General features: G+C 73.1%; 22 protein-coding genes. 11 read left to right on the plus strand and 11 right to left on the minus strand.

What is annotated here, in order from left to right:
- Window positions 1-26: 26 nt before the first annotated feature.
- Both ACERZO_RS12215 and ACERZO_RS12220 read right to left on the minus strand, forming a co-directional pair.
- The gene (locus ACERZO_RS12215; RefSeq protein WP_372664713.1) at window positions 27-926 is read right to left on the minus strand and encodes a hydroxymethylglutaryl-CoA lyase; all 900 of its coding nucleotides are present in this window, start codon (window positions 924-926) and stop codon (window positions 27-29) included.
- The gene (locus tag ACERZO_RS12220) at window positions 926-2134 is read right to left on the minus strand and encodes a CaiB/BaiF CoA transferase family protein (RefSeq protein ID WP_372664714.1); all 1209 of its coding nucleotides are present in this window, start codon (window positions 2132-2134) and stop codon (window positions 926-928) included. Before ACERZO_RS12220 ends, ACERZO_RS12215 begins: the two co-directional genes overlap by 1 nt.
- A 115-nt stretch (window positions 2135-2249) precedes the next feature.
- Between ACERZO_RS12220 and ACERZO_RS12225 the strand changes: the two genes are divergently transcribed.
- Complete coding sequence (locus tag ACERZO_RS12225; protein WP_364458238.1) at window positions 2250-3044, plus strand: IclR family transcriptional regulator; 795 nt, start codon at window positions 2250-2252, stop codon at window positions 3042-3044.
- A 112-nt stretch (window positions 3045-3156) separates the two neighbouring features.
- The gene (locus tag ACERZO_RS12230; RefSeq protein ID WP_372664715.1) at window positions 3157-4551 is read left to right on the plus strand and encodes an MFS transporter; all 1395 of its coding nucleotides are present in this window, start codon (window positions 3157-3159) and stop codon (window positions 4549-4551) included.
- On the opposite strand, the gene ACERZO_RS12235 is transcribed toward ACERZO_RS12230, so the two are convergent.
- Complete coding sequence (locus ACERZO_RS12235) at window positions 4520-5035, minus strand: AAA family ATPase (protein ID WP_372664716.1); 516 nt, start codon at window positions 5033-5035, stop codon at window positions 4520-4522. The genes ACERZO_RS12230 and ACERZO_RS12235 overlap by 32 nt on opposite strands.
- Before the next feature lie 71 nt (window positions 5036-5106).
- Complete coding sequence (locus tag ACERZO_RS12240; protein ID WP_372664717.1) at window positions 5107-5715, minus strand: sigma-70 family RNA polymerase sigma factor; 609 nt, start codon at window positions 5713-5715, stop codon at window positions 5107-5109.
- Window positions 5716-5950: 235 nt separating this feature from the next.
- Between ACERZO_RS12240 and ACERZO_RS12245 the strand changes: the two genes are divergently transcribed.
- The 4 genes from ACERZO_RS12245 to ACERZO_RS12260 all read left to right on the plus strand — a co-directional run bounded on the left by ACERZO_RS12245 (window position 5951) and on the right by ACERZO_RS12260 (window position 9206).
- Window positions 5951-6355, plus strand: a complete 405-nt coding sequence (locus ACERZO_RS12245) for a pyridoxamine 5'-phosphate oxidase family protein (protein ID WP_372664718.1) — start codon at window positions 5951-5953, stop codon at window positions 6353-6355.
- 146 nt (window positions 6356-6501) lie between these two features.
- Window positions 6502-8007 carry a GAF domain-containing sensor histidine kinase gene (locus ACERZO_RS12250; RefSeq protein WP_372665562.1) on the plus strand — a complete coding sequence of 502 codons (1506 nt, stop codon included), beginning with the start codon at window positions 6502-6504 and terminating at the stop codon, window positions 8005-8007.
- On the plus strand, window positions 8004-8663 hold the full coding sequence (locus ACERZO_RS12255) for a response regulator (RefSeq protein WP_372664719.1): 660 nt from the start codon (window positions 8004-8006) through the stop codon (window positions 8661-8663). Before ACERZO_RS12250 ends, ACERZO_RS12255 begins: the two co-directional genes overlap by 4 nt.
- A 108-nt stretch (window positions 8664-8771) precedes the next feature.
- Window positions 8772-9206, plus strand: coding sequence for a hypothetical protein (locus ACERZO_RS12260; protein ID WP_372664720.1), 435 nt, complete (start codon window positions 8772-8774; stop codon window positions 9204-9206).
- A 71-nt stretch (window positions 9207-9277) separates the two neighbouring features.
- Here ACERZO_RS12260 and ACERZO_RS12265 read toward each other — a convergent pair whose 3' ends face one another.
- Both ACERZO_RS12265 and folE read right to left on the minus strand, forming a co-directional pair.
- The gene (locus ACERZO_RS12265) at window positions 9278-10483 is read right to left on the minus strand and encodes an NAD(P)/FAD-dependent oxidoreductase (protein ID WP_372664721.1); all 1206 of its coding nucleotides are present in this window, start codon (window positions 10481-10483) and stop codon (window positions 9278-9280) included.
- Window positions 10483-11103 (minus strand): GTP cyclohydrolase I FolE, encoded by a 621-nt coding sequence (folE, locus tag ACERZO_RS12270; protein ID WP_372664722.1) that lies wholly within the window; start codon window positions 11101-11103, stop codon window positions 10483-10485. The genes ACERZO_RS12265 and folE overlap by 1 nt, the downstream gene beginning before the upstream one ends.
- 87 nt (window positions 11104-11190) lie before the next feature.
- On the opposite strand from folE, the gene ACERZO_RS12275 reads away from it, so the two are divergent.
- Window positions 11191-11847 carry a helix-turn-helix transcriptional regulator gene (locus ACERZO_RS12275; protein ID WP_372664723.1) on the plus strand — a complete coding sequence of 219 codons (657 nt, stop codon included), beginning with the start codon at window positions 11191-11193 and terminating at the stop codon, window positions 11845-11847.
- Here the strand turns inward: ACERZO_RS12275 and ACERZO_RS12280 are convergent.
- The 3 genes from ACERZO_RS12280 to ACERZO_RS12290 are packed head-to-tail and all read right to left on the minus strand — an operon-like array spanning window position 11844 to window position 14251.
- Window positions 11844-12572, minus strand: coding sequence for a TSUP family transporter (locus ACERZO_RS12280; protein WP_372664724.1), 729 nt, complete (start codon window positions 12570-12572; stop codon window positions 11844-11846). The two genes, ACERZO_RS12275 and ACERZO_RS12280, sit on opposite strands and share 4 nt — an antisense overlap.
- Window positions 12573-12582: 10 nt before the next feature.
- A complete protein-coding gene (locus tag ACERZO_RS12285) occupies window positions 12583-13686 on the minus strand; it encodes a CU044_5270 family protein (RefSeq protein WP_372664725.1) in 1104 nt (367 codons plus the stop codon).
- The gene (locus tag ACERZO_RS12290) at window positions 13679-14251 is read right to left on the minus strand and encodes an RNA polymerase sigma factor (protein WP_372664726.1); all 573 of its coding nucleotides are present in this window, start codon (window positions 14249-14251) and stop codon (window positions 13679-13681) included. The genes ACERZO_RS12285 and ACERZO_RS12290 overlap by 8 nt, the downstream gene beginning before the upstream one ends.
- A gap of 104 nt (window positions 14252-14355) precedes the next feature.
- Here ACERZO_RS12290 and ACERZO_RS12295 point away from each other — a divergent pair, with 104 nt between their 5' ends.
- From ACERZO_RS12295 to ACERZO_RS12305, 3 genes are all read left to right on the plus strand, one after another.
- Entirely contained in the window at window positions 14356-14571 is a 216-nt protein-coding gene (locus tag ACERZO_RS12295; protein ID WP_372664727.1) for a hypothetical protein, read from the plus strand.
- A 204-nt stretch (window positions 14572-14775) separates the two neighbouring features.
- Entirely contained in the window at window positions 14776-15819 is a 1044-nt protein-coding gene (locus ACERZO_RS12300; RefSeq protein ID WP_372665563.1) for a LacI family DNA-binding transcriptional regulator, read from the plus strand.
- Between the two features lie 183 nt (window positions 15820-16002).
- Window positions 16003-20085: a beta-galactosidase gene (locus ACERZO_RS12305; protein ID WP_372664728.1), complete on the plus strand. Its 4083-nt coding sequence runs from the start codon at window positions 16003-16005 to the stop codon at window positions 20083-20085.
- Here ACERZO_RS12305 and ACERZO_RS12310 read toward each other — a convergent pair.
- Window positions 20066-20773, minus strand: a complete 708-nt coding sequence (locus tag ACERZO_RS12310) for a DUF6008 family protein (RefSeq protein WP_372664729.1) — start codon at window positions 20771-20773, stop codon at window positions 20066-20068. The genes ACERZO_RS12305 and ACERZO_RS12310 overlap by 20 nt on opposite strands.
- 111 nt (window positions 20774-20884) lie before the next feature.
- Window positions 20885-21502 (minus strand): LysE family transporter, encoded by a 618-nt coding sequence (locus ACERZO_RS12315; RefSeq protein ID WP_372664730.1) that lies wholly within the window; start codon window positions 21500-21502, stop codon window positions 20885-20887.
- A gap of 217 nt (window positions 21503-21719) precedes the next feature.
- Here ACERZO_RS12315 and ACERZO_RS12320 point away from each other — a divergent pair, with 217 nt between their 5' ends.
- Window positions 21720-22514, plus strand: coding sequence for an SDR family NAD(P)-dependent oxidoreductase (locus ACERZO_RS12320; RefSeq protein ID WP_372664731.1), 795 nt, complete (start codon window positions 21720-21722; stop codon window positions 22512-22514).
- Window positions 22515-22616 lie beyond the last annotated feature (102 nt).

The raw sequence follows: 22616 nt of genomic DNA on the forward strand, positions 1-22616 counted from the left end.
CACACGTCATGAATGAGTCATTCACGTCATCGGAGGGCGGCCGGGACCGCCGGGATGGCCGACAGGGCCGAGTCGAGCCGGTGGCCGACCGCGAGACCCACCTGATCCCGCAGCTCCGCGAGCTTGGCCACGTCGATGCCCGTCGCGATGCCTTCGCGGTGGAAGAAGTCGACGAGGTCGTCCGTCGCGACGTTGCCCGACGCCCCCGGCGCGAACGGGCAGCCGCCGAGGCCACCCAGCGCCGAGTCGAAGCGGCGGATGCCGAGTGACAGTCCCTCCCACGCGTTGGCCGCCGCGCGGCCGTACGTGTTGTGCAGGTGCAGGCCCAGCGGGACGTCCGGCAGCTCGTCGCGCACCGCGGCGACGGTCGCGCGCAGCTGGCCCGGCCGGGCCGCGCCGATCGTGTCGGCGAGGTGGACGACCCGCGCGCCCAGCCGGCCCAGGCGGGCCGCCACGTCGGCGGTCCGGTCCGGATCCGTGTCGCCGTCGAACGGGCAGACGAACGCCGCCGCCACCGAAGCTTCGATCGCCACGCCCGCCTCCGCGAGCAGCGAAGCGCACCCCTCCAACCGGTCGAGCGCCGCGTCCGTCGGGACGCCCGCGTTGGCGGCGCTGTGCCCGTCGCTGGCCGAGACGACCAACCGCACCGAGCGAGCGCCCGCGTCGATCGCCTGCCGCGCGCCGCGTTCGGTGAAGACCAGGGTGTGGAGCACCGCCGGAGTGTCCGGCAGCGTCTTCAGCACTTCACCGGTGTCGGCCATCTGCGGTACCCGGCGCGCGGAGACGAACGACCCGACCTCCAGGGAGCGCACGCCGGCGTCGACGAGCCCGCGCGCCAGCCGCACCTTTTCGTGCGTGGGCACGGTGATCGGCTCGTCCTGCAGGCCGTCGCGCAGCACGACCTCGGTGAGGAGGACTTCGGTCATCAGATCACTCCACTCTCGCGGAGGCGGGTGACCGCCTCGCCGGTGACGCCGAGCTCGGCGAGCACGGCCTCGGTGTGTGCGCCCAGCTCCGGCCCGAGGCTGCGGGTCCGGCCGGGCCGTTCGGTCAGCGCCGGCACGATGCCGGGAAAGGTGACTTCGGCGTCGAGGCCGGGCACCCGGTGCCGCTCGTGCATGCCGCGGGCTTCGAAGTGCGGGTCCTTCGCAATATCCGCGGCGGTGAGGATCGGTCCACACGGGACGGACGCCGCACGCAGCACCGCTTCGGCGGCCTCCTGGGTGAGCGTCGCCGTCCACGCGCCGATCGCGTCGTCGAGCAGACCGGCGTGGGCGACCCGGCCGGCGTTGTCCGCGAACCGCGGGTCGGCCGCCAGGTCACCGCGGCCGACGGCCCGCATCAGGCGGCGGAAGATCGCGTCGCCGTTGCCGCTGACCACGATGTACTTGCCGTCGGCGCAGCGGTAGGTGTTGGACGGCGCCACCCCGGGCAACGCGGAACCGGCCGGCCCGCGCGTGACGCCGAACGCGTCGTAGTCCGGGAGCAGCGACTCCATCAGCGAATAGACGGCTTCGTACAGCGCGACGTCGACCACTTCGCCGGGCGTGGCACCCGGCTCGCGCTCGCGGCGGAGCAGGCCCATCAGCGCGCCGATCACCGCGTAGAGCCCGGCGACGGAGTCGGCGAGGCTGACCCCGACCCGCGTCGGCGGCCGGTCGGGGTAGCCGGTCAGCGCGCGCAGGCCGCCGATCGCCTCGGCGACGCCGCCGAAGCCGGGCCGGTCGCGGTAGGGGCCGGTCTGGCCGTAGCCGGAGACGCGGACGACGACCAGCCGCGGGTTGAGCGCGCGGAGCTCGTCCGGGCCCAGTCCCCAGCGTTCGAGGGTGCCGGGCCGGAAGTTCTCGAGCAGGACGTCGCTGCGGGCGGCGAGTGCGCGGACGAGGTCCTGGCCTTCGGGCCGGCGCAGGTCGACGGTCACCGAGCGCTTGTTGCGGCCGAGCGTGCGGAACAGCAGGGACGTGTCGCCGTCGTGCAGCCGCCAGCGCCGGAGCTCGTCGCCGGTGCCGGGGCGCTCGACCTTGACGACGTCGGCGCCGAAGTCCGCCAGGAGCCGGCCGGCGGTCGGCGCCGCGATGAAGTTGCCCAGCTCGACCACCCGGATGCCGGCGAGGGGTCCGGTTTGCTCACTCATGCCCGACTCCAAACCACTATGTGAGTTGCAAACCCAGAATACGGGCGAGTGTCGGGGAGTCAACAGCGTCGAGCCTGGATAGACTGTGCGACACACCACGGCACGGGGCGGGGCGATGGCAGAGGAAGAACGCAGCGGCACGACGCCGGTGCTGGTGCTGAGCAAGTTCAAGCAGATCCTCGAGTCGTTCACGATCGACAACCCCGAGCTGACGCTGCAGCAGATCACCCGGTCGACCGGGCTGCCGGCGAGCACGTGCCAGCGGCTGGTGCACAACCTGGTCCGCGAGGGCTTCCTCGACCGGTACGACGACACCTACCGCGTCGGCCTCGGCCTGGTCCGCTGGGCGGCGCCCGGGACGTTCGGCCTCGACCTGGTCCGCTTGACCCGGCCGGTGCTGCAGCAGCTGCGGGACGAAACGGGCGAGACGGCCTGTCTGTACGTCCGCGACGGCGCGTACCGCACGGTGATTTCGCTGGCGGAGTCCCGGCACCCGGTGGTCCGGCTGTTCGTGGTCGGCATGGTGATGCCGCTGCACGCCGGCTCGGCCGGGAAGGTGTTCCTGGCCTGGGACAAGCTGGCGGTCAAGGACGCGATCGGCCACGGCCTGGCCCGGTTCACCCCGCGCACGGTCGTCGACATCGACCTGCTGTCGGAGCAGCTCGGGCAGATCCGCGAGGCCGGCTACGCGGTGAGCTTCGAGGAACGCGACCTGGGGGCGGCGTCGCTGAGTGCCCCGGTGTTCGGCCTGAACGGCGAGGTCAGCGCGGCGATCGGGATCGGCGCGCCGACGCAGCGGTTCACCCCGGCCGACGTGCCGCGGCTGGCGCCGATCGTGGTCGAAGCCGGGCGCCGCGCTTCGGAGCGCCTCGGCTACCGCCCGGGTGTCGAGCGGGTCGCCGCTCTCTGATCCATCCTGTCTCCGCGACGTGCCGGGCACGGTCGCGCCCTTGACTCTGCCGTGCTGCCGTCACATTATGAGTCGGCCAACCACATAGTGGAGAAGTCAAAGGAGACGACGGATGGCGAACATCCCCGACGCCGCCGTGCCGGACACCGGCACGATCGCGGGCCGGCTCGACCGGCTGCCCATCACCCGCACGCACCGCCGGGCCACCGTCGCCGTCGGCCTCGGCCTGTTCTTCGACTTCTACGAGGTCTTCCTGACCGGCGTGCTCAGCTCGGTGCTCGTCAAGGAGTTCTCACTCACCAAGGCCGAGCTGCCGCCACTGCTGGCGTCGACCTTCGTCGGCATGTTCTTCGGCGCCCTGCTGCTCGGCCGCCTCGCCGACCGGTTCGGCCGCCGCGGCGCCTTCCTGCTCAACCTCGGGCTCTACTCGGTCTTCTCGCTGCTCGGTGCGTTCAGCGGCAGCGCGCTGATGCTGCTGGTGACGCGGTTCTTCGCCGGCATCGGCCTGGGCGCGGAGCCGCCGCTGGCCGACACCTACCTCACCGACCTGCTGCCGGCCCGCAAGCGCGGCCGGTTCATCGCCTGGGCGTACACGCTCGCGTTCTGCGGCTTCCCGGTCGTCGGCTTCCTCGCCCGCGGCCTGACCGAGCACGAGATCCTCGGCGTCGCCGGCTGGCGCTGGCTGTTCGTGATCGGCGCGCTCGGCGCGGGCGCGGTGTTCCTGCTGCGGCGCGGCCTGCCCGAGTCGCCGCGGTGGCTGGAGTCCGTCGGCCGCACCGAGGAGGCCGAGCACCTGGTGGCGGGCATGGAAGCGGAAGCCCGCGGCACCGTCGACGAGACGCCGGCCCCGCCGCGCGGCACCACCCGCAAGCGCGCCGGCGCGCCCGTGCGCGAGCTGTTCGGCACCGCCCTGCGCCGCCGCACCGGGATGATGGTCGTCTTCCACATCCTGCAGACGCTCGGCTACTACGGCTTCGGCACGCTCGTACCGCTGGTGCTGGCCGCCAAGGGGTACGCCGTCTCGCAGTCGCTGCTGTTCGCCGCGCTGACCTACCTCGGCTACCCGGTCGGGTCCGCGCTGTCGCTGCCGATCGTGGAACGCGTCGAACGCAAGTACCTGGTCGTCGGCTCGGTGCTGGCGATGGCGGGGTTCGGCATCGCCTTCGGCTACGCGGATTCGATGGCGCTGATCCTCGTGTTCGGCTTCCTCTACACCGCGACCAGCAACGTGTTCTCGAACGCCTACCACATCTACCAGGCCGAGATCTTCCCGACGGCGCTGCGGTCGACGGCGTCCAGCGGCACCTATTCGCTGTCGCGGCTGGCGAGCGGCGCGATGCCGTTCGTGCTGGTGCCGCTGCTGAACTCGCACGGCCCGACGACGTTGTTCGCGGTCGTCGCCGGAGCGCTGGTGGTGGTCGCGGCGGACGTGGCGGTGCTCGGCCCGCGCACGACCGGCCGGCGGCTGGAGAGCGTCAACGACGAAGCCGCGCCGCTGCCACGATGACCGCGACCGCGTCGTCGACCGACCGCCGGGCGGTGTCGACGACGAGGCGGTCGCGGGTCCACGGCTCGTACTCGCGGCCGGTGATCTCGGCCCAGGTGGGCGGGACGAGCCCGGGGATGCCGGTGTCGCGGGTTTCCGCGCGGCGCCGGTGTTCGGCGGGGTCGGAGCAGACGATCTCGGCTTCCAGCACGTGCGCGCCCCGGCCGCGCCCGGTGTCCCGCCAGGCGTCGCGCGTGACGGCCAGGGGGTTGACGCACTCGGCGATCACGCTGACCCCGGTGCGCAGCAGATCGGCGGCGACCTCCTGGGCGACGACGTACCCGACCGGCCCGAGCGGCTGCGCCAGGGGAGTGGTGCGGACGATGGCCTGTTCGATCGTGTCGACCCGCAGGTAGGAGAACCCGGTGCGGCGGGCGGCTTCCGCGGCGACGGTGGTCTTGCCGGTGGCGGGCAGCCCCCCGACGACGATCAGCAGCGGCGGCACCGGGGCATGATCGCACGGCGGGACCGCCGGATCGGGGGAGGCCAAGTCCCTCGATCCGGCGGTCCCACCCTTCAGGACGCTTCGGGCTTTTGGGCCAGCAGTCCGCGCCGCAGCGTCGTCAGCGCGCGGTGCTGGGCCACCCGGACCGCGCCCGCGCTGCTGAGCCCGACCGCCGCCGCCGTCTCCTCGGCCGACAGGCCCAGGATGATGCGCAGCACCAGGATTTCCCGCTGGCGCGCCGGGAGCGTGTCGAGCAGGCCCTCCGACCAGTCGAGGCCGGCGGCGCGCTCGACCTCCTCACCCGTCGGGTCGGGGCCGGTCCAGCGGTCGGCCGGCAGCTCGGCCATCGGGCTCGTGCGGTCGCGCGCCCGGCGGCGGTGGAAGTCGGACACCTTGTGCGCCGCGATGCCGAACACGAACGGCAGGAAGCCGTCGGCCTCGTAGCGGTACCCCGGCAGCGCGCCGACCACCGCCAGGAGCACGTCCTGCGCGCAGTCCTCGGCGTCCGACGACCCGTCCTGCCACGTGCCGAGCCGGCCCAGGCAGTAGCGGAACACCATCGGCCGCAGCGCGCGCAGCACCCCCGCGACCGCGGCGCGGTTGCCGGCCATGGCGGACCGGACCAGCGCCGGGTCGAGGCCGAACGTCGCGGGTTCGCCCGCGGCGGACTGCGGCGGCATCGGATCTCACCTCTCGTCGGCGACGGACCGTCACGACGCTAGGTGACCCCGCGTGGTCGCGACACCGGCCGGGCGGCCGCCACGACCCGGGTCTTCCGGCCCTGGCGCCCGCGCCGCCGTCGTGCGTGCCGCGGTGGCGCGGCGGCGGCCGGGCCGAACGGCCCTATCGGCCTCCCCGGCCCAGCGATCACGCTGGTGGCCGGGGATTTTTCACAGGAGAAACACAGGGAACGCGATGGTGGACGACGTGGGCTTCGGGCTGCTGCTCGATCGGCAGCAGTGCCTCGCCTTGCTCCGGACGGCGAACCTCGGCCGGGTGATCTTCACCCACCGGGCCATGCCGGCGGTCCGCCCGGTGCGGTTCGCGGTCGTCGACGAAGCCGTCGTGTTCGCCGTCCCGGCCGGCAGTCCCCTCTACGCGGGCGCGCGGGACGCGGTCGTGGCCTTCGAAGCCGACGACTTCGCGGCCGACTTCGGCGCCGGGTGGTACGTCAGCCTGCTGGGGCGCGCCACCGAGTCGGCGGCCGACGTGGCCCGCCTCGCCTGCCTGTGCCCGTGCCCGGGCCCGGCGGGCCGCCGGTTCCTGCGGATCCCGGTCGAGGCCATCACCGGCCACCGCATCGGCTGCCACGCCGGGTAACAAAGCCGCTCCGCCGATCGACCCACCGGATGGACGAACCGGATTGGGCCGACACGGGCAGTCGCCTGTGGGACCCTTGACGGCCCGAGGACACCCTCGGGATCGGACTGACACGGAGTCGGCGGGACGTGGCGGACGAAATCGGCATGCCGGCGATCCTGGCCGCGGTGGCCGGGATCGCGCGGGAGCTGGAAGTGCCGGCGGTGCTGGACACCGCCGTGGCGGTGGTGTGCGACCTGCTCGGCGCCCGCCACGGCCGGGTCGAGCTGACCGGCCCCGAAGGTGGCGTGGCCGAGTACGGCCGGGCCGGTGGCACCGGCGGGGTCGAGCTGCCGGTGCGGGCCGGGCCGAAGACCTTCGGCACCTTCGTGGTCGAGCCGTCCGCCGGCCGCGAGTTCGGTCCCCGCGAGCGGGAGGTGCTGGGCGCGCTCACCGCGGCGACCGCGATGGCCGTGGACAAGGCCGTCCTCGTCGACCAGATGCGCCGCCGCGAACGCTGGCTCGAAGCCTCCTACGACGTCACGCGCGCCCTGCTCGCCACGAAGGACCTGCACGCGACGCTGCAGCTGATCGCCGAACGCGCGCGCGTGGTGGCGGGCGGTACCGCCGGCGCGATCGCGCTGCCCGACGGGCCGGGGCAGCTCGTGTTCGACGTCGTCGAACCGCCGGGCGAGGACGCCGACCGGCTGACCGGGCTGACCGTGCCGACCGAAGGCACGGCCACCGGGGTCGCGTACACCACCCGCCGCCCGGTCGTCGTGCGCGACTACGGCGACCGCGTGCAGGAGCTGCAGCGCGACCGCGCCGGGCCCATGCCGGCCGTGATCAAGGACCTGGACTCGGCGATCTCGGTGCCGCTGATCGTCGGCGAGGAGACACTCGGCGTGCTGGTCGTCGCGAAGTTCCGCGACAAGACGCCGTTCACCGAAGCCGAAGTGCAGCTCGCCGAAACCTTCGCCGGCCACGCCGCGCTCGCGGTCGAGTTCTCCCGGGCCCAGGACGCGCGCCAGCAGCTGGCGGTGTTCGAGGACCGCGACCGGATCGCCCGCGACCTGCACGACCTGGTCATCCAGCGGCTGTTCGCCACCGGGCTCGGGCTGGAGGGCGTCAGCAGGCTGATCGCGGACCGGGTGGTCGCCGGGCGCGTCGCCGGGTTCGCCCAGGACCTCGACGGCACGATCCGCGAGATCCGCAACAGCATCTTCTCGCTGCAGGCGCCCGCGCAGGCGCAGGGCAGCCTGCGCGCGGAGCTGCTGCGGGTGGCCGTCGACGCGCGGGACACGCTGGGCTTCGAGCCGCGCGTCGGCTTCGACGGGCCGCTCGACGCGGCGGTGCCGGACGCCGTCCGGTCCGACCTGATCGCGTCGCTGCGCGAGGCGATCACGAACGTGGCGCGGCACGCCGGGGCGACGTCGTGCTCGGTCGAGGTCACCGTGGACGCCGCCGGCCGCCGGCTGACCCTGGCGGTGCGCGACGACGGGACGGGGCCGCCCGCCGAAGCGGGCCGGGTGAGCGGGCTGGGCAACCTGGCCGCTCGTGCGGCACGGTGGGGCGGGACCTGCGTCCTGGCGGCCGCCGAGGGTGGCGGCTCCCGTTTGGAATGGACCGCGGAGCTGCCGGCGCGGACCGGCGAGCAGGGGAGTGGGCGATGACGATCTCGGTGTTCCTCCTGGACGACCACGAGCTGGTCCGCACCGGGCTGAAGACCGTCTTCGAGTCCGAATCGGACATCGAAGTGGTCGGCGAGGCGGCGACCGCGGCCGAGGCGCTGGTCCGGATCCCGCAGTCCCGCCCGGACGTCGCGATCCTCGACGTCCGGCTGCCCGACGGCCAGGGCGTCGAAGTGTGCCGCGAGATCCGCTCGACGGTCGCGCCGCCGCCCGCGTGCCTGATGCTGACGTCCTATTCGGACGACGACGCGCTCTTCGGCGCGATCATGGCCGGGGCGGCCGGGTACATGCTGAAGCAGGTGTCGGGCCGGTCCCTCGTGGACGCCGTCCGGACGGTCGCCGTCGGCGGCTCGCTGCTGGACGCCACCCTGACCGCGTCGGTGATGAACAAGCTGCGCGGCGCGGACGTGGCGGCGCCGGACCCGCGGTACGAGCAGCTCAGCCCGCAGGAACGGCGGGTGCTGGACCTGGTCGCCGAAGGCCTGACCAACCGGCAGATCGCCGAGCGGTTGTTCCTGGCGGAGAAGACGGTCAAGAACTACGTGTCGTCGGTGCTGCACAAGCTCGGGGTCGAGCGGCGCACCTCGGCGGCGGTGTACTTGTCGCAGCGACACGCCGACGGTGGCCGTTCAAGCTGATCGCACGCCCACTCGGCGCAAACCCGTGGGGCATCCGACGTATCTGGCCCCCGATGCGATACACCTGTCGGGTGACGCACGGATTGCGTGCGCGACAGAGGGGACGGCATGTCGGGGTTGTCGAGCGGGGACTATGTCACGCAGCAGATCCGGGCACTGGCGAGAGCCGTGCGCAGCGAAGGGGCCGGCGGGGTCGGCACGCGCAGCTTCCAGCTGGCGGAGCACCTGGCGGCGGAGGGAGGCGTCCACCGCGGCGACATCCTGACGGCGACGGCGACGCTCCTGGCGATGACGGCGTGGTGCGACGGCGAGGCCGAGGCGGCCCGCCGGTTCGCCGAGCTGGCCGGCGAAAACGACGTCGAGTCGCGCGAGCTCGTGGGGCACCTGCTGTGCCTCGAAGTCGGGGCCGAAGAGGGGTGGCTGCCGGAGGAGCAGGCGGAGGCGTTGCTGGAGTACGCCCGCCGTTCGCGCCGAGGTGACCTGGCTTCGCGGGTCCGGGCGATCGCCGGCTCCCGAGGCGGACGCCACCGCCGGGACAACTAGGCCACGACCGGTCGTGAGTGGGAAACAGTGTCAGAACACTGTTTCCCACTCACGACCCGTAGCCGGCGCGGCTAGCTCGGGAGGGGACGGGCGGGATCGGCCAGCAGGTCCGGGTCCACCGTCCGGCCGCTGCGGATCAGCTCGCGGACCGCGTCGAGGCCGTCGTCCCACTGGTTCACGTGCAGGCCGGCGACCACCCGGCCGCCCGCGAGCCAGAACGCGTGGAACGCCTCGTCGGTCCCGCGGGTCACCACGCGGTCGTACCCGCCGGGCGGGAACCAGCCGGTGAACTCCATGCCGACGTCGTACTGGTCGGAGAAGAAGTACGGCAGGTCGTCGTAGACCACTTCGCGCCCCAGCATCGACAACGCCGCCGCCGGGCCGCCGTTCGTGGCCGCCGCCCAGTGCTCCACGCGGACGCGGCGGTCGTAGCGCGGGTGCCACGCGCTCGCGACGTCGCCCGCGGCGAACACGTCCGGGTCCTCGGTGCGCAGGGAGGCGTCCACGCAGACGCCGTCGTCGACCGCCAGCCCGGCTTCCTCGGCCAGCTGCGTCTCGGGCCGCGCGCCGATGCCGACGACCACCACGTCGGCCGGGATCTCACCCGCTTCCGTCCGCACCGCGGTGACCGAGGTGTCGCCCGCGAAGCCCGTCACGCCGGTGCCGAGCCGCAGGTCGACGCCGTGGCGGCGGTGCAGGCCGGCGAAGAACGCACCCAGCTCGGGCCCGAGCGTCGCGTGCAGCGGGGACGGGCTCGGCTCGACGACCGTCACCTCGCAGCCGTAGGTGCGGGCCGCCGCCGCGGTTTCCAGGCCGATCCAGCCCGCGCCCGCCACGACGACCCGGCCGCCCGCGGCCAGTGCGTCGCGCAGCCGGTCGGCGTGGGCGAGCCGGCGCAGGTAGTGGACGCCCTCGAGGTCGTTGCCGGGCACGCGCAGCCGCCGCGGCGACGCCCCGGTCGCCAGCAGCAGCTTCGTGTAGCCGAGGCGTTCGCCGTCCGCCAGCTCGATTTCGCGGGCGGCGCGGTCCAGCGCCGTGACGCGGCGGCCGGTCAGCACCTCGATGCCCTGGTCGGCGTACCACTTCTCGTCGTGGACGAAAACCGACGCGCGGTCGTCCTGGCCGAGCAGGTACCCCTTCGACAGCGGCGGCCGCTCGTAGGGCAGGTCCGGCTCCGCGCCGACGAGCACGACGCGCCCGGCGAACCCTTCCGCCCGCAGCGTTTCCGCGGCCTTCGCGCCGGTCAGCCCGGCGCCGACGATGACGAACGCGTCCATCAGGCATGCACCCCGGTCAGTGCGAAGAACTCCTGCCGCGTCTTGGGTTCCTCCCGCAGCAGGCCGTGCAGCGACGACGTCACGGTGAGCGCGCCGGCGGCCCGCACGCCGCGCAGCGACATGCACAGGTGCTCGGCTTCGATCACGACGCCGACGCCCTTGGGCGCCAGGTGCTCCTGCAGCCAGTCGGCGACCTGCTTGGTCAGCCGCTCCTGCACCTGCAGGTCGCGCGCGAACATCTCGACGACGCGGGCGAGCTTCGACAGTCCCAGGATCCGCTCGCCGGGGAGGTACCCGACGTGCGCGACGCCGCGGAAGGGCAGCAGGTGGTGCTCGCACAGCGACTGTACCGGGATGCTCTTCGCGAGCACGAGCTCGTCGTAGCCCTCGTCGTTCGGGAACGTCGTGAGCCGGAAGTCGCGCGGCTTCAGCATTTCCGCGTAGGCGTTGGCGACCCGTCGCGGCGTGTCGCCGAGGTGTTCGGACGACGGGTCCTTGCCCAGGGCGCGCAGCAGGTCGGCGACCGCGCGTTCCGCCGCGGGCAGGTCCATCGCGTCGCGCTCGTGGACGACGCCCAGGTGCCGCAGGGGCACCGGTTCGCTGACGGGTTCGACGGTCACGGGAGGCCTCCTTCTAAAACCAAGACGAACCGACGTTAGAAGCCCGCGGGGGTTTCCGTCAACGGTTGTTTGTTTTAGAGTGCTCGGATGCACAAGTCCCAGGTCGGCGCGCTGGCCGCGGTGGCGGCGCTCGACGAGCCGACGCGCCGCCGGCTGTACGAGTACGTCGTCCGGCGCCCCGCTCCGGTCAGCCGCGATGACGTCGCCGCCGCGCTCGCCGTGCCCCGCGCGACCGTCGCCTTCCACCTGGACCGCCTGGTGGAGGAGCAGTTGCTGGTCGTCGAGTACGAGCGCCGCAGCGGCCGCACCGGACCGGGCGCCGGGCGGCCGGCCAAGCTCTACCGCCGGTCCGACCGGCAGGTGAGCGTCTCGCTGCCGGAGCGGCACTACGAGCTGGCCGGCGAGCTCCTCGCGTCGGCGATCGAGGAAGCCGACGAGACCGGCGGGTCGGCGCGCGAGATCCTGGGCCGCCGCGCCCGCGAGCACGGCGCGGGACTGGCAGCACCGGACATCGTCGTGGCGCTGGAGGAGCACGGGTTCGAGCCGCGCGTCGAAGGCGACGGCGTGCTGCTCGCCAACTGCCCGTTCCAGCGGCTGGCGCGGACGCACACGCGGCTGGTCTGCGAGATGAATCTGGGGTTGGTCGAGGGCTTGCTCGACAGCTCGGGTGACCGTCGGCTGCGCGCCCGGCTCGATCCCCAGCCCGGGTTCTGCTGCGTGCGTTTGGTGCCGGACGTGCATTAGCGCGGGAGGAACGCGAGCACGAACAGGAACGCGCCGAAGCCGACGAGGGCCGCCGAGGCGACGCGGTGGAGGCTTCGGCCGCGAAGTGTCCTCGCCAGCCGCGTGCCCAGCAGCGTTCCCGCGCCCGCCAGCACCCCCAGCACGCTGCCGAGTCCGAAGTGGACGGACCCCTGCGCCGCGTAACCCAGGGTCGCGAAACCCACCAGCGGCAGCTGGATCAGCTGGCCGGCGGCGATCGTCGTCAACGCGGGCACGCCGAGGGCCAGCAGCACCGGCACGAGCAGGACGGGCCCGCCCGTGCCGGTCAGCGCCGAGCCGAACCCGACGGCCGCGCCGACCGCGACGGCGGCGGGCGCGGGCAGCTCGCGGGACTCCCGCGGCCGCGCCCAGAGGTTGAACGCCCCGGAACCGGCGGTCACCGCCGCGAGGAAGAGCCAGAGCGCCGTCGCCGGGACGACGCCGTTCACCAGGGCGCCGGCCGCCGCGGCCGGGGCCGCGCCGAGCGTGAGCCACCCGCCGAAGCGCCACGGCATGGCCTGGTGCCGGGCGTAGGCCGCGGTGCCGACGACCCCGGTGAACAGGAAGCACCAGCTGCTGGTGCCCGCCGCCGCGTGGACGTCGAGCCCGGCGAGCCAGGTCAGCGCCGGCGGCAGCAGGACGCCGCCGATGCCGATCGCGCCGATGAAGACGCCGACCGGCACCGCCAGGAGCAGGACGGCCACCACGGCGCCGACGCTACTTGGCCGGTACCACCCCGAGCTGCCCGGCGACCCCCGTCGTGATCGCGCTCGCGCCGATCTCCGTGCCCGGCTTGATCCACGGCTCGTCCGGCTCCGCGCCCGCGACCTGGCGCTCGCCGATGAACTGCCCGGTCACCGGGTCGACGATCAGCTGGCGGATCTCGTGGCGGTCGTCGAGGCCGAGGGCGACGCCGGTGCGGCCGTCGAGGTTCGTCTCCGCCGCCAGCACCGTCATGCCCGGGATCTTCGCCAGCGCCCGGTACCACTGCGCGCGCAGCCCGGCCGGCATCATCCCGGCCCGCAGGATCTCGATGCCGTAGTGGAACATCGCCCGGGGCGTCGAGCCGCGGCCCGCCGTCAGCGCCCGCAGCTTCGCGTACAGCGCCGCCGGGTCGTGCGGCAGCGTCGCGTAGAACGCCGGGCTGTCCCAGTCGGTGGGGTCGTCGCACTTCTTGGCCGGCTTGGAGTTCGGGAAGAAGTCGCCGCAGCGGCCCTGCCACTGGCCCTGGTCGGTGTCCGTGACCTCCGGGACCGGCGCCTGGGACTGCGGCACCGAACCGCCCAGGAACCTCCCGGTGCCGAGGATCTGGCGGTTCTCCTGCCAGACGTCGTGCGCGTCGGCCGGGATCCAGCGGTCGACCTGCTGTTCCCAGAGGTACGTGTACCCGGTCGCCTCGCCGGTGTGGACGCCGCGCTGCACCCACGTGTGCTCCGCGACGAAGCGGAACTGCCCGGGGCCGACGGGCTGGTCGGTGGCGCCGACGCTGAGGTCGGCCGCCCGGTCGAGCACCTGCGCCGCCGACATCAGCTTGATGTCGGGCCAGTTCGCGGTGGGGTTCGGGCTCGGCGACGCGGCCCTCGGGACGTCCGGCGCCGGCGCCGGGCTGGTCTGGACGACGACGGCGACCGTGACGGCTCCGGCCACGGCGGCGGCCACCGGTACGGCGATCCACCGGCGGGACCGCTTCGGCCGCAGCGGGACGACGGTGGTTTCGGCGGCCAGCTCGGCCAGCAGCCGCGCGCGGGCGGCGGACAGGTCGGCCCGCGCCGTGCGGGCGTCGCGGTGGAGCAGCTCGAGGGTTTCGTCGAGCTCACGCATGGGGGTTCTCCTCGGTGGGGACGAGCAGGGCCTGGAGGCGGTGGCGGACGCGGTGCAGCCGCGAGCGCACCGTGCTGGCGGGCACGCCGAGCGCTTCGGCGACTTCGGCGGGTTCGAGCCCGGCCCAGGACGTGAGCAGCAGGACGTCGCGGTCCTGTTCGGACAGCGCGGCGAGCTCGCCGGCCAGGACGCGCAGGCGCGCGGCCGCGTCGACCCGGCCGGCCACCGCGGTGTCGTGGTTCTCGGCCGGACGCTCTTCGGAACCGGCTTTCGCCGTCAGCTGGAAGCCGCGGACCTCCTGGCGCAGGTGGTTGCGCAGCAGGTTGGTGGCGATCCCGTAGAGCCAGCCGCGGATGGGCGCCTTGTCCGGGTCGTAGCTGGCGCGTCTTCGCAGGGCGACGACGAACGTCTCGGCCACGAGGTCGTCCGCGGCGTGCACGCCCACCCGGCCCGCGAGGTAGCCGCGCAGGGGATGGGCGTACTCGTCGAAGAGTCGCGAGAAGACCTCTTTCGGATCCTTCGCGGCGAGGTCGGGCCGGTCGAGCCGTTCCACGATTCTGGTCACGCTACTGGTTGTCGCGACCCGCCGCCCGCGTCCCGCCTCGCCCGCCCGGATGAGAGCCACGCCACATCCGCGAACAGCGGCGGGGGTTGCGGACAACAGCTTGTATGCCCAGGAGAAGCGCGATGGTGCTGGCCGCGACGTGCGCCGCTTTGGTGGTGGCGATGCTGGTCGTGGCCGCGGCGGTCCGGCCGCCGGCGCCCGCCGCGCCGCCGGACGCACCGCCGCTCACGACGAGCGTGGCCACGACGGCCACGTCCGCGCCGCCGGAGACGACGTCGAAGCGCCCGCCGGCGACCCGGGTGCGGGTCGGCCGGTCGTGACGCGCCCGCGCGATGGTGTCTTGAACGAGTCGTTCAGGACCTCCAGAGACCTGAATGAGTCATTCAAGACGGTGCCCGGTCGCTCGCACTCGGATCGAGGTGGCGGGTCGGCCGGTCGTGACGCGCCCGGCGTCCGCCGTCGACGGGCCGTTCGGCGGTACGGTCTTCCCGGTGGTGACGCGGCGCGAGGCGAAGGGGGCCAGGGTGGTGGACCGGGCGAAGCCGGGGGAACAGGCCAGGACGTCGGCCCCGGGGCCGCGGCAGCCCAGCCTGGCCGACGTCGCCGGCATGGCCGGGGTCTCGCACATGACCGTCTCGCGGGTGGTCAACGAGAGCGGGCCGGTGCGCCCGGAGACCCGTGAGCGGGTCCTCGCCGCGGTGCACAAGCTCGGGTACCGGCCCAACACGGCCGCGCGGACGCTGGTCACCGGCCGGTCGGGGACCCTCGGCGTGGTCGCGCTGGAGTCGAACCTCTACGGGCCGGCCAGCACGCTGTACGGCATCGAGAACGCCGCGCGCGAGGCCGGCTACGGCGTCGCGATCTGCAGCGTCACCCGGCCGGGCCGGACCTCGATCGGCGACGCGGTGGAAAGCCTGCGGCGCCAGGCGGTCGAGGGGATCGTCGTGATCGCCCCGCACGTGACGGCCGGCCGGGCGCTGGCGGCGGTGCCGGGCGACATCCCGGTGGTCGCGGTCGGCGGCGGCGAGTCGGCGCCGGTGCCGGTGATCTCGGTCGACCAGTACGACGGCGCCCGCCGCGCGACCGAGCACCTGCTCGCCCTGGGGCACAAGACGGTCTGGCACCTCGCGGGGCCGGAGGACTGGCTGGAGGCCCGCGACCGCGAACGCGGCTGGCGCGAAACCCTCGAGCGGCGCGGCCTGCGGGTCCCGGCGGTCGTGCGGGGGGACTGGAGCCCGCGGTCGGGCTACGAGGCGGGCCGGGCGCTCGTCGGCAAGCGCGGGCTCAAGGCGGTGTTTTCGGCCAACGACCAGATGGCGCTGGGCCTGCTGCGCGCGTTCACCGAGGCCGGGATCCGGGTGCCGGAGGACGTCCAGGTGGCAGGCTTCGACGACGTCCCCGAGGCGGCGTACTTCACCCCGCCGCTGACGACGGTCCGGCAGGACTTCATCGAGGTCGGCCGCAGGACGTTCGGGCTCCTCGAGGACCGCATGGCCGGCGGCGACGTCCGGGCGCGGCACCTGGTGCCGGCCGAGCTGATCGTCCGGGAGAGCACCGGCCCCCGCTGAAAACGCCTTGAATGAGTCATTCAGGACCTCCGACGACCTGAATGACTCATTCAAGACATCGACCAGCACTGTTAGCGCTAACACAACCTCGGCACTGATCCATCCCGGTGTTGCATCTTGACCGCTTCTGTGTGATCGGCAAAGGATCGTGTTCGGTTCAGCGTCGTTCCTGGAGGTCCCCGCATGCGTGCCGTCGTCCGGACCCTGCTCGTCGCCGTGCTCGCCTTCGCCGGGCTGACCGTCCCGCAAGCCACCGCCGCGCCGCCGCCCAAAGCCGCCCACACCGTCACCTACGACGGCTACTCCTTCCTCGTCGACGGCAACCGCACCTACCTCTGGTCCGGCGAGTTCCACTCCTACCGCCTCCCCAGCCCCGACCTCTGGCTCGACATCTTCCAGAAGATGAAGGCCGCCGGCTTCAACGCGACCTCGCTCTACTTCGACTGGGGCTACCACTCGCCGCGCCAGGGCGTCTACGACTTCACCGGCGTCCGCGACCTCGACAAGCTCCTCGACATGGCCCAGCAGGCCGGCCTCTACGTCATCGCGCGGCCCGGGCCCTACATCAACGCCGAGGTCGACGGCGGCGGCTTCCCGACGTGGCTGTCCACCACCCCCGGCCACACGCGCAGCGCCGACCCCGTCTACCTCAAGTACTCCGACGAGTGGCAGACGCAGATCGACCGGATCATCGCGCGCCACCAGCTGACCAACGGCACCGGCAGCGTGCTCGCCTACCAGGTCGAGAACGAGTACTACAACGGCAACGCCGACGGCCGCGCCTACATGAAGCACCTCGAGGACAAGGCCCGCGCCGACGGCATCACGGTTCCCCTGGTGGGCAACAACAACGGCACCTTCAACGCCGGGGAGGCAGCGCTCGACGTCGACGCCGCCGACTCCTACCCGCAGGGCTTCGACTGCTCGAACCCGACGCGCTGGAACGGCGTCCCGGACATCAGCTACGACCACGTCCCCGGCAAGCCGCTGATCACCGCCGAGTTCCAGGGCGGCGCCTTCGACCCGTGGGGCGGCCCCGGCTACGAGAAGTGCGCGCAGCTGATCAACGACCAGTTCGCGAACGTCTTCTACAAGCAGAACATCGCCGTCGGCGCCACCGGCCAGAGCTTCTACATGCTGCACGGCGGCACGTCGTGGGGCTGGAGCGCGATCCCGCAGAACTACACTTCCTACGACTACGGCGCCGCGATCACCGAAGGCCGTCAGTTCGACCCGAAGTACGACGAGGACAAGCTGATCGGCTACTTCACCCAGTCCGTCGCCCCGCTGACCAAGACCGACGGGCTGGCCCAGGCCCCGCTGACCGACCCGGCCCTCACCGACACCGCCCGGATCAACCCCGACACCCGCACGCAGTTCCACACCCTGCGCCACAGCGACTCGACGTCCACCGCCACGAACACCACCACGATGGCGCTCGACCTCGCCGCGCACGCCGGCTACACCTACGACGACCGCGGCGCCGAGGTCGGCTACACCGGCACCTGGAGCCACGTCGGGCCCGAGGTGAACTACACCGGCGGCGACTACCAGCACACCGAGTCGTTCTCCGAGGTCGCCGGGGACAGCGTCAGCATTCCCTTCACCGGCAGCGGAATCCGCTGGGTGACGTCGAAGGACGGCAACCACGGCATCGCCGACGTCTACCTCGACGGGTCCAAGGTGGACAGTGTCGACCTCTACGCCGGCAGCAAGCAGAACCAGGTCACCGGCTACGAGGTGCGTGGCCTGCCTGCCGGCGCGCACACGCTGAAGATCGTCGTCACCGGGCAGAAGAACGCGAGCGCAACCGGGTCGTTCGTCGTCGTGGACGCCGTCGACCTGCTGACCGGCAATGGCGACTACTACCCGGTCGTCCCGCAGCAGCCCGGCACCGGGATCACCCTGAACGGCCGCCAGTCGAAGATCGTCGTCGCCGGCTACGACCTCGGGCGGACGCGGCTGCAGTACTCGACGTCGGAGATCATGACGAACGCGACGATCGGCGGCCGCGATGTGGCGGTCCTCTACGGAGACAAGGGCGGGCCGGGCGAGACCGTCCTGCGGTTCGCGCAGCAGCCGTCCGTGCAGGTGCTCGGCGGCGCGGCGACGTCCACCTGGGACGCGACCCGCGGCGACCTGCGGCTGAACTACACCCACGACGGCCTGACGCGGGTGCTCGTCACCGCGCCCGGTGCGCGGCCGCTGCTCCTGCTGCTCGCGGACAAGGCTACGGCGGCGACCTTCTGGCGGCAGGACACGGCGGCGGGCCCGGTGCTGGTCCGCGGCACCCACCTGGTGCGCACCGCGGCCGACGACCACGGCACGCTGAGCCTGACCGGCGACACCGGCACCGACGGCGCGTTCGAGGTCTTCGCGGCCGAGAAGTCGTTGTCGTGGAACGGATCCCGGGTTGCCGTGACCCCGACCTCGAGCGGCAGCCTGGCCGCCGCCGCGCCGACGGCGAAGGCCGTGACGCTGCCCGCGTTGACCGGCTGGAAGCACCAGCAGGAGTCTCCGGAGAGCCAGCCCGGCTTCGACGACTCGGCGTGGCCGGTGGCCGACAAGGACACCACCAACAGCTCGACGACGCTCGGCACGAAACCCGTGCTCTTCGCCGACGACTACGGCTTCCACACCGGCAACACCTGGTACCGCGGCCGGTTCACCGGCGACGGGAAGCAGACCGGCATCACGCTGTCGAGCCAGAGCGGCGGCCCGGCCGGCGCGTTTTCCGCGTGGCTCAACGGGGTCTTCCTCGGCAGCTCGACGGATCCGCAGCACACGTTTCCCTTCCCGGCCGGATCGCTGAAGCCGGGCGAGAACGAGATCTCCGTGCTGACCGTGAACATGGGGCACGAAGAGGACTACGGCGCCAGCAACGGCAACAAGGCCGCGCGCGGGCTCACCTCGGCCCGGCTGACCGGGGCGCCGCTGACGTCGGTGACCTGGCGGCTGCAGGGCGTCCGGGGCGGCGAGACCGGGCTCGACCCGGTCCGCGGGCCGCTCAACACCGGCGGCCTGTACGGCGAGCGCGCCGGCTGGTCGCTGCCCGGCTTCCCCGACGGCCGCTGGACGTCGGCGTCCTTGCCCGCCAAGGACAGCACGCCGGGCGTGTCCTGGTACCGCACCACCGCGGACCTCGACCTCCCGCGCGGCCAGGACACCTCACTCGGCCTGACGATCACCGACGATCCGGCCCGGCAGTACCGGGCGCTGCTGTTCGTCAACGGCTGGCAGCTCGGCCAGTACGTCAACTACCTCGGGCCGCAGCACAGCTTCCCGATCCCGAACGGAATCCTGAACCCCAACGGGCACAACACGATCGCCGTCGCCGTGTGGAACCTCGACGGCAGCACCGGCGGCCTCGGCAAGATCGCGTGGACGAACTACGGCAGCTACTCCTCGCCGCTGACCGTGCGGCAGAACGCCTCGCCGGGCTTCGACCCCGCGCGGTACGCGATGCCGGCGGCGTCGGCCACCACCGTGTCGCTGACCGCGCCGGACACCGCGTCCGGCGGGCAGCGGTTCACCGCTTCGGCGACGGTCCGGGTGGCGGCGGGCGCGCCGCCGGCGTTCGACGTCAAGCCGGTGCTCACCGCGCCGGCCGGGTGGAGCGTCGGAACGGCGTCCCCGCCTTCGGTGGTGAAGATCGACGGCGGAAGGGCGGCGACCTTCACCTGGCCCGTCACGGCCCCCTCCACAGTGGACACCTCGGCGCTGGAGGTGGCGGTGGCGTACCGGCAGGCCGGTCGGCCGGGCTCGGCTTCGGACGAGCGGATCGTCGGCGCGGTGCCACCCGCACCCCCGGCGGGGCAGGTGGCGGTGAGCTCGCTGCCCTTCCTGACGGCGACCAACGGCTGGGGCCCGGTAGAGCGCGACACGAGCAACGGCGAGGCGAACGCGGGCGACGGCAAGCCGATGACCATCGGCGGAGTGGCGTACGCGAAGGGCCTGGGCGCGCACGCGGCGAGCGACGTCCAGCTCTACCTGGCCGGCGCCTGCACCCGCTTGACAGCGGCCGTCGGCGTGGACGGCGAGACGGGCACCGGCGGCAGCGTCAGCTTCAGCGTCTCGGCGGACGGGGCGACGAAGGTGACGACGCCGGTGGTCCGCGGTGGCCAGGCGGCCGTCCCGATCGACGTCGACGTCACCGGGGCCCAGGTCCTGGACCTGCTGGTGGGCGACGGTGGGGACGGCAACGGCAACGACCACGCCGACTGGGCGCTGCCGACGTTGACCTGCGCTACGCCGCCCGCTCGGTGACCGCGGGAACCGGCCGGAGGAAGAAGGTGGCGCGGACTTCGCGGCGTTCGCGCCACAGGTGGTACAGCGCGAGCCCGAAGATGATCGAACCCACGACGTTCGCGGCGAAGTGCCACCAGACGCGGTAGGTGGTCAGCCCCGGGCCCGCGTCGACGAGACCGAAGAACGTCGACAGCCCGATCGCCCGGGGCGCGCCGAAGGCGATCGACAGCGTGAGGACGAGGTGCTCGAGCCCGTGCAGGCCCTGCATCCAGACACCCATCTTCGCCCAGCGGCGGGCGCGGGTCCCGATCGCTCGCCGCGTGATCACCATGACCCCGGTCAGACCGGCCAGGAAGATGAAGTTGCCCGTCAGGTGCAGCAGTTCCATCCCGAACGTCTTCCGTTCGGGCAGGAGCAGCTGCAGGCCGTTCGCGAGCCCGGTGCCCCACGGCGTCATCCACGCCGGGGAGTTCGGGTGCCCGAGCCAGTAGCCGACCTGGGCGACGTGCTCCTGGACGTGCCCGAGCTGGCCGAGCACGCCGACGCCGATCACCGCGACCGAGCCGCGGTACACCCACGGCCGCACCGGCCCGCGGTTCGCGTACGCCAGCACGCCGACCGCGGCCCACATGGCCAGCGCCCAGAGCACGAGCAGTGTCGCGCCCGCGACGTCCCAGCCGGACACCGTCCCCATCGGCATGGTCATGGCCGCCTCCCGTCCGCGTCCCGCCCAGGCTAGCCGCGGAACCGGCCGCCGAACGTCTTCGTCCGTGCGGCCGAGAACCGGGCAAACCGTTACACCACAACGGTTTTCCGCTCAAGACAGGACAAGCCGGACGGCCAGTGCCGTGATCACCGCGCTGGAGGCGAGCGCCGTCACCAGCCGGCCCCGCGGTCCGGTGAGGAGACGTCCGAGCAGCGCCCCGCCGCCGGCCAGCAGCGCTTGCCAGCTCGCCGAGGCGGCGAACGCGGCGAGCACGAAGACGGCCTGGTCGAGCACCGAGACGGCGTCCCCGGCGCGGTCTCCGACGACCAGGGCGGTGAAGTAGACGACCGTCGTGGGGTTCACCAGCGTGATGCCGAGGAGGCTGACGTAGGCGCGGCCGGGCGCGAGCGGCGTCACGGGCCGGGCGGTGGTGCCGCGGTGCGAGCGCAGCGCCAGCACGGCGCCGCGGACCGCCAGCACGACCAGGACCCCGGCCGAGACCAGCCGCAACGGCCCGGCGACCGGCGCGACGACCCCGGCGATCGCCGCCCCGCCGAGCACCGCGACCAGCGCGTACACGCCGTCGGCCGTCGCGACGCCGAGCGCCGCGGCCAAGCCGGTCCGCAGCGACGTGCGGGCGGTGAGGGCGACGAGGTAAGTGGCGACGGCGCCGACCGGGATTGCGATGCCGTAGCCGGCCAGCAGGCCGGCGAGCAGCGCGCCCGTCACGGCGCTGGGGTGATCGACCTCCGCGGCCGGCCCGGCTGCTGCTGGACCGGCGCGGTGGTCGCGGCGACGGTCGGCAGGAGCGGCGTGCGGTAAGAGGTCATGCGCAGATGGTGTAGCGGCGGGCCGAGCCGGGCAACCGGATTTCCAGCCGGTGCGCACCGGGCGCCTGTGCTTGAATCGGCCGGGGGACCGGCCGACGCGAGAAAGGGTTTTCACGATGCGGGTCGACCTCAGCGGGAAGACGGCCCTGGTCACCGGGTCCACGCAGGGCATCGGCTCGGCGATCGCGGCGGGGCTCGCCGCCGCGGGCGCGCGGGTCGCGATCAACGGCCGCAGCGAGACGGGGGTCGCGAAGGCGATCGCACGCCTGAAGGAGGACCAGCCGGACGCGGACCTGCTCCCCGCGCCGGGCGACGTCTCGGACGAAGCCGGCGCGGCCCAGGTCGTCGAAGAGGTGCCGGACGCCGACATCCTGGTCAACAACCTCGGCATCTTCGGCGCCCAGGAGCCGCTCGACATCACCGACGCCGACTGGCGGCGCTACTTCGAGGTCAACGTCCTGGCCGCGGTGCGGCTCACGCGCGCCTACCTGCCCGGGATGACCGAGCGCGGCTGGGGCCGGATCCAGTACATCGCCAGCGATTCCGCGGTCGTGATCCCGGCGGAGATGATCCACTACGGCGTGTCGAAGACGGCGCTGCTCGGGGTTTCGCGCGGGTTCGCCAAGCACGCGGCCGGCACCGGCGTCACGGTCAACGCCGTGATCGCGGGCCCGACGCACACCGGCGGTGTCGAGGACTTCGTCTACGAGCTGGTCGACAAGGACCTGCCGTGGGAGGAAGCCCAGCGCGAGTTCATGAAGAAGCACCGCCCGCAATCGCTGCTGCAGCGCCTGATCGAGCCCGAAGAGATCGCGAACCTGGTGGTGTACTTGAGTTCCCCGTTCGCCTCGGCGACCACGGGCGCGGCCGTGCGCGTGGACGGCGGGTACGTCGACTCGATCGTGCCGTAGGCCCGCTCCCGCCCGGGCGCACGGGGGAGGCCCGGGTGGGAACGGGGGTTTTGGGGCCGGTACGGGGGCCGCCTCGCGGCGGAAGGCACGACACGGCTCCTG

It is taken from the genome of Amycolatopsis kentuckyensis (genome assembly GCF_041679295.1).
In the GTDB taxonomy this organism is placed as follows: domain Bacteria; phylum Actinomycetota; class Actinomycetes; order Mycobacteriales; family Pseudonocardiaceae; genus Amycolatopsis; species Amycolatopsis kentuckyensis_A.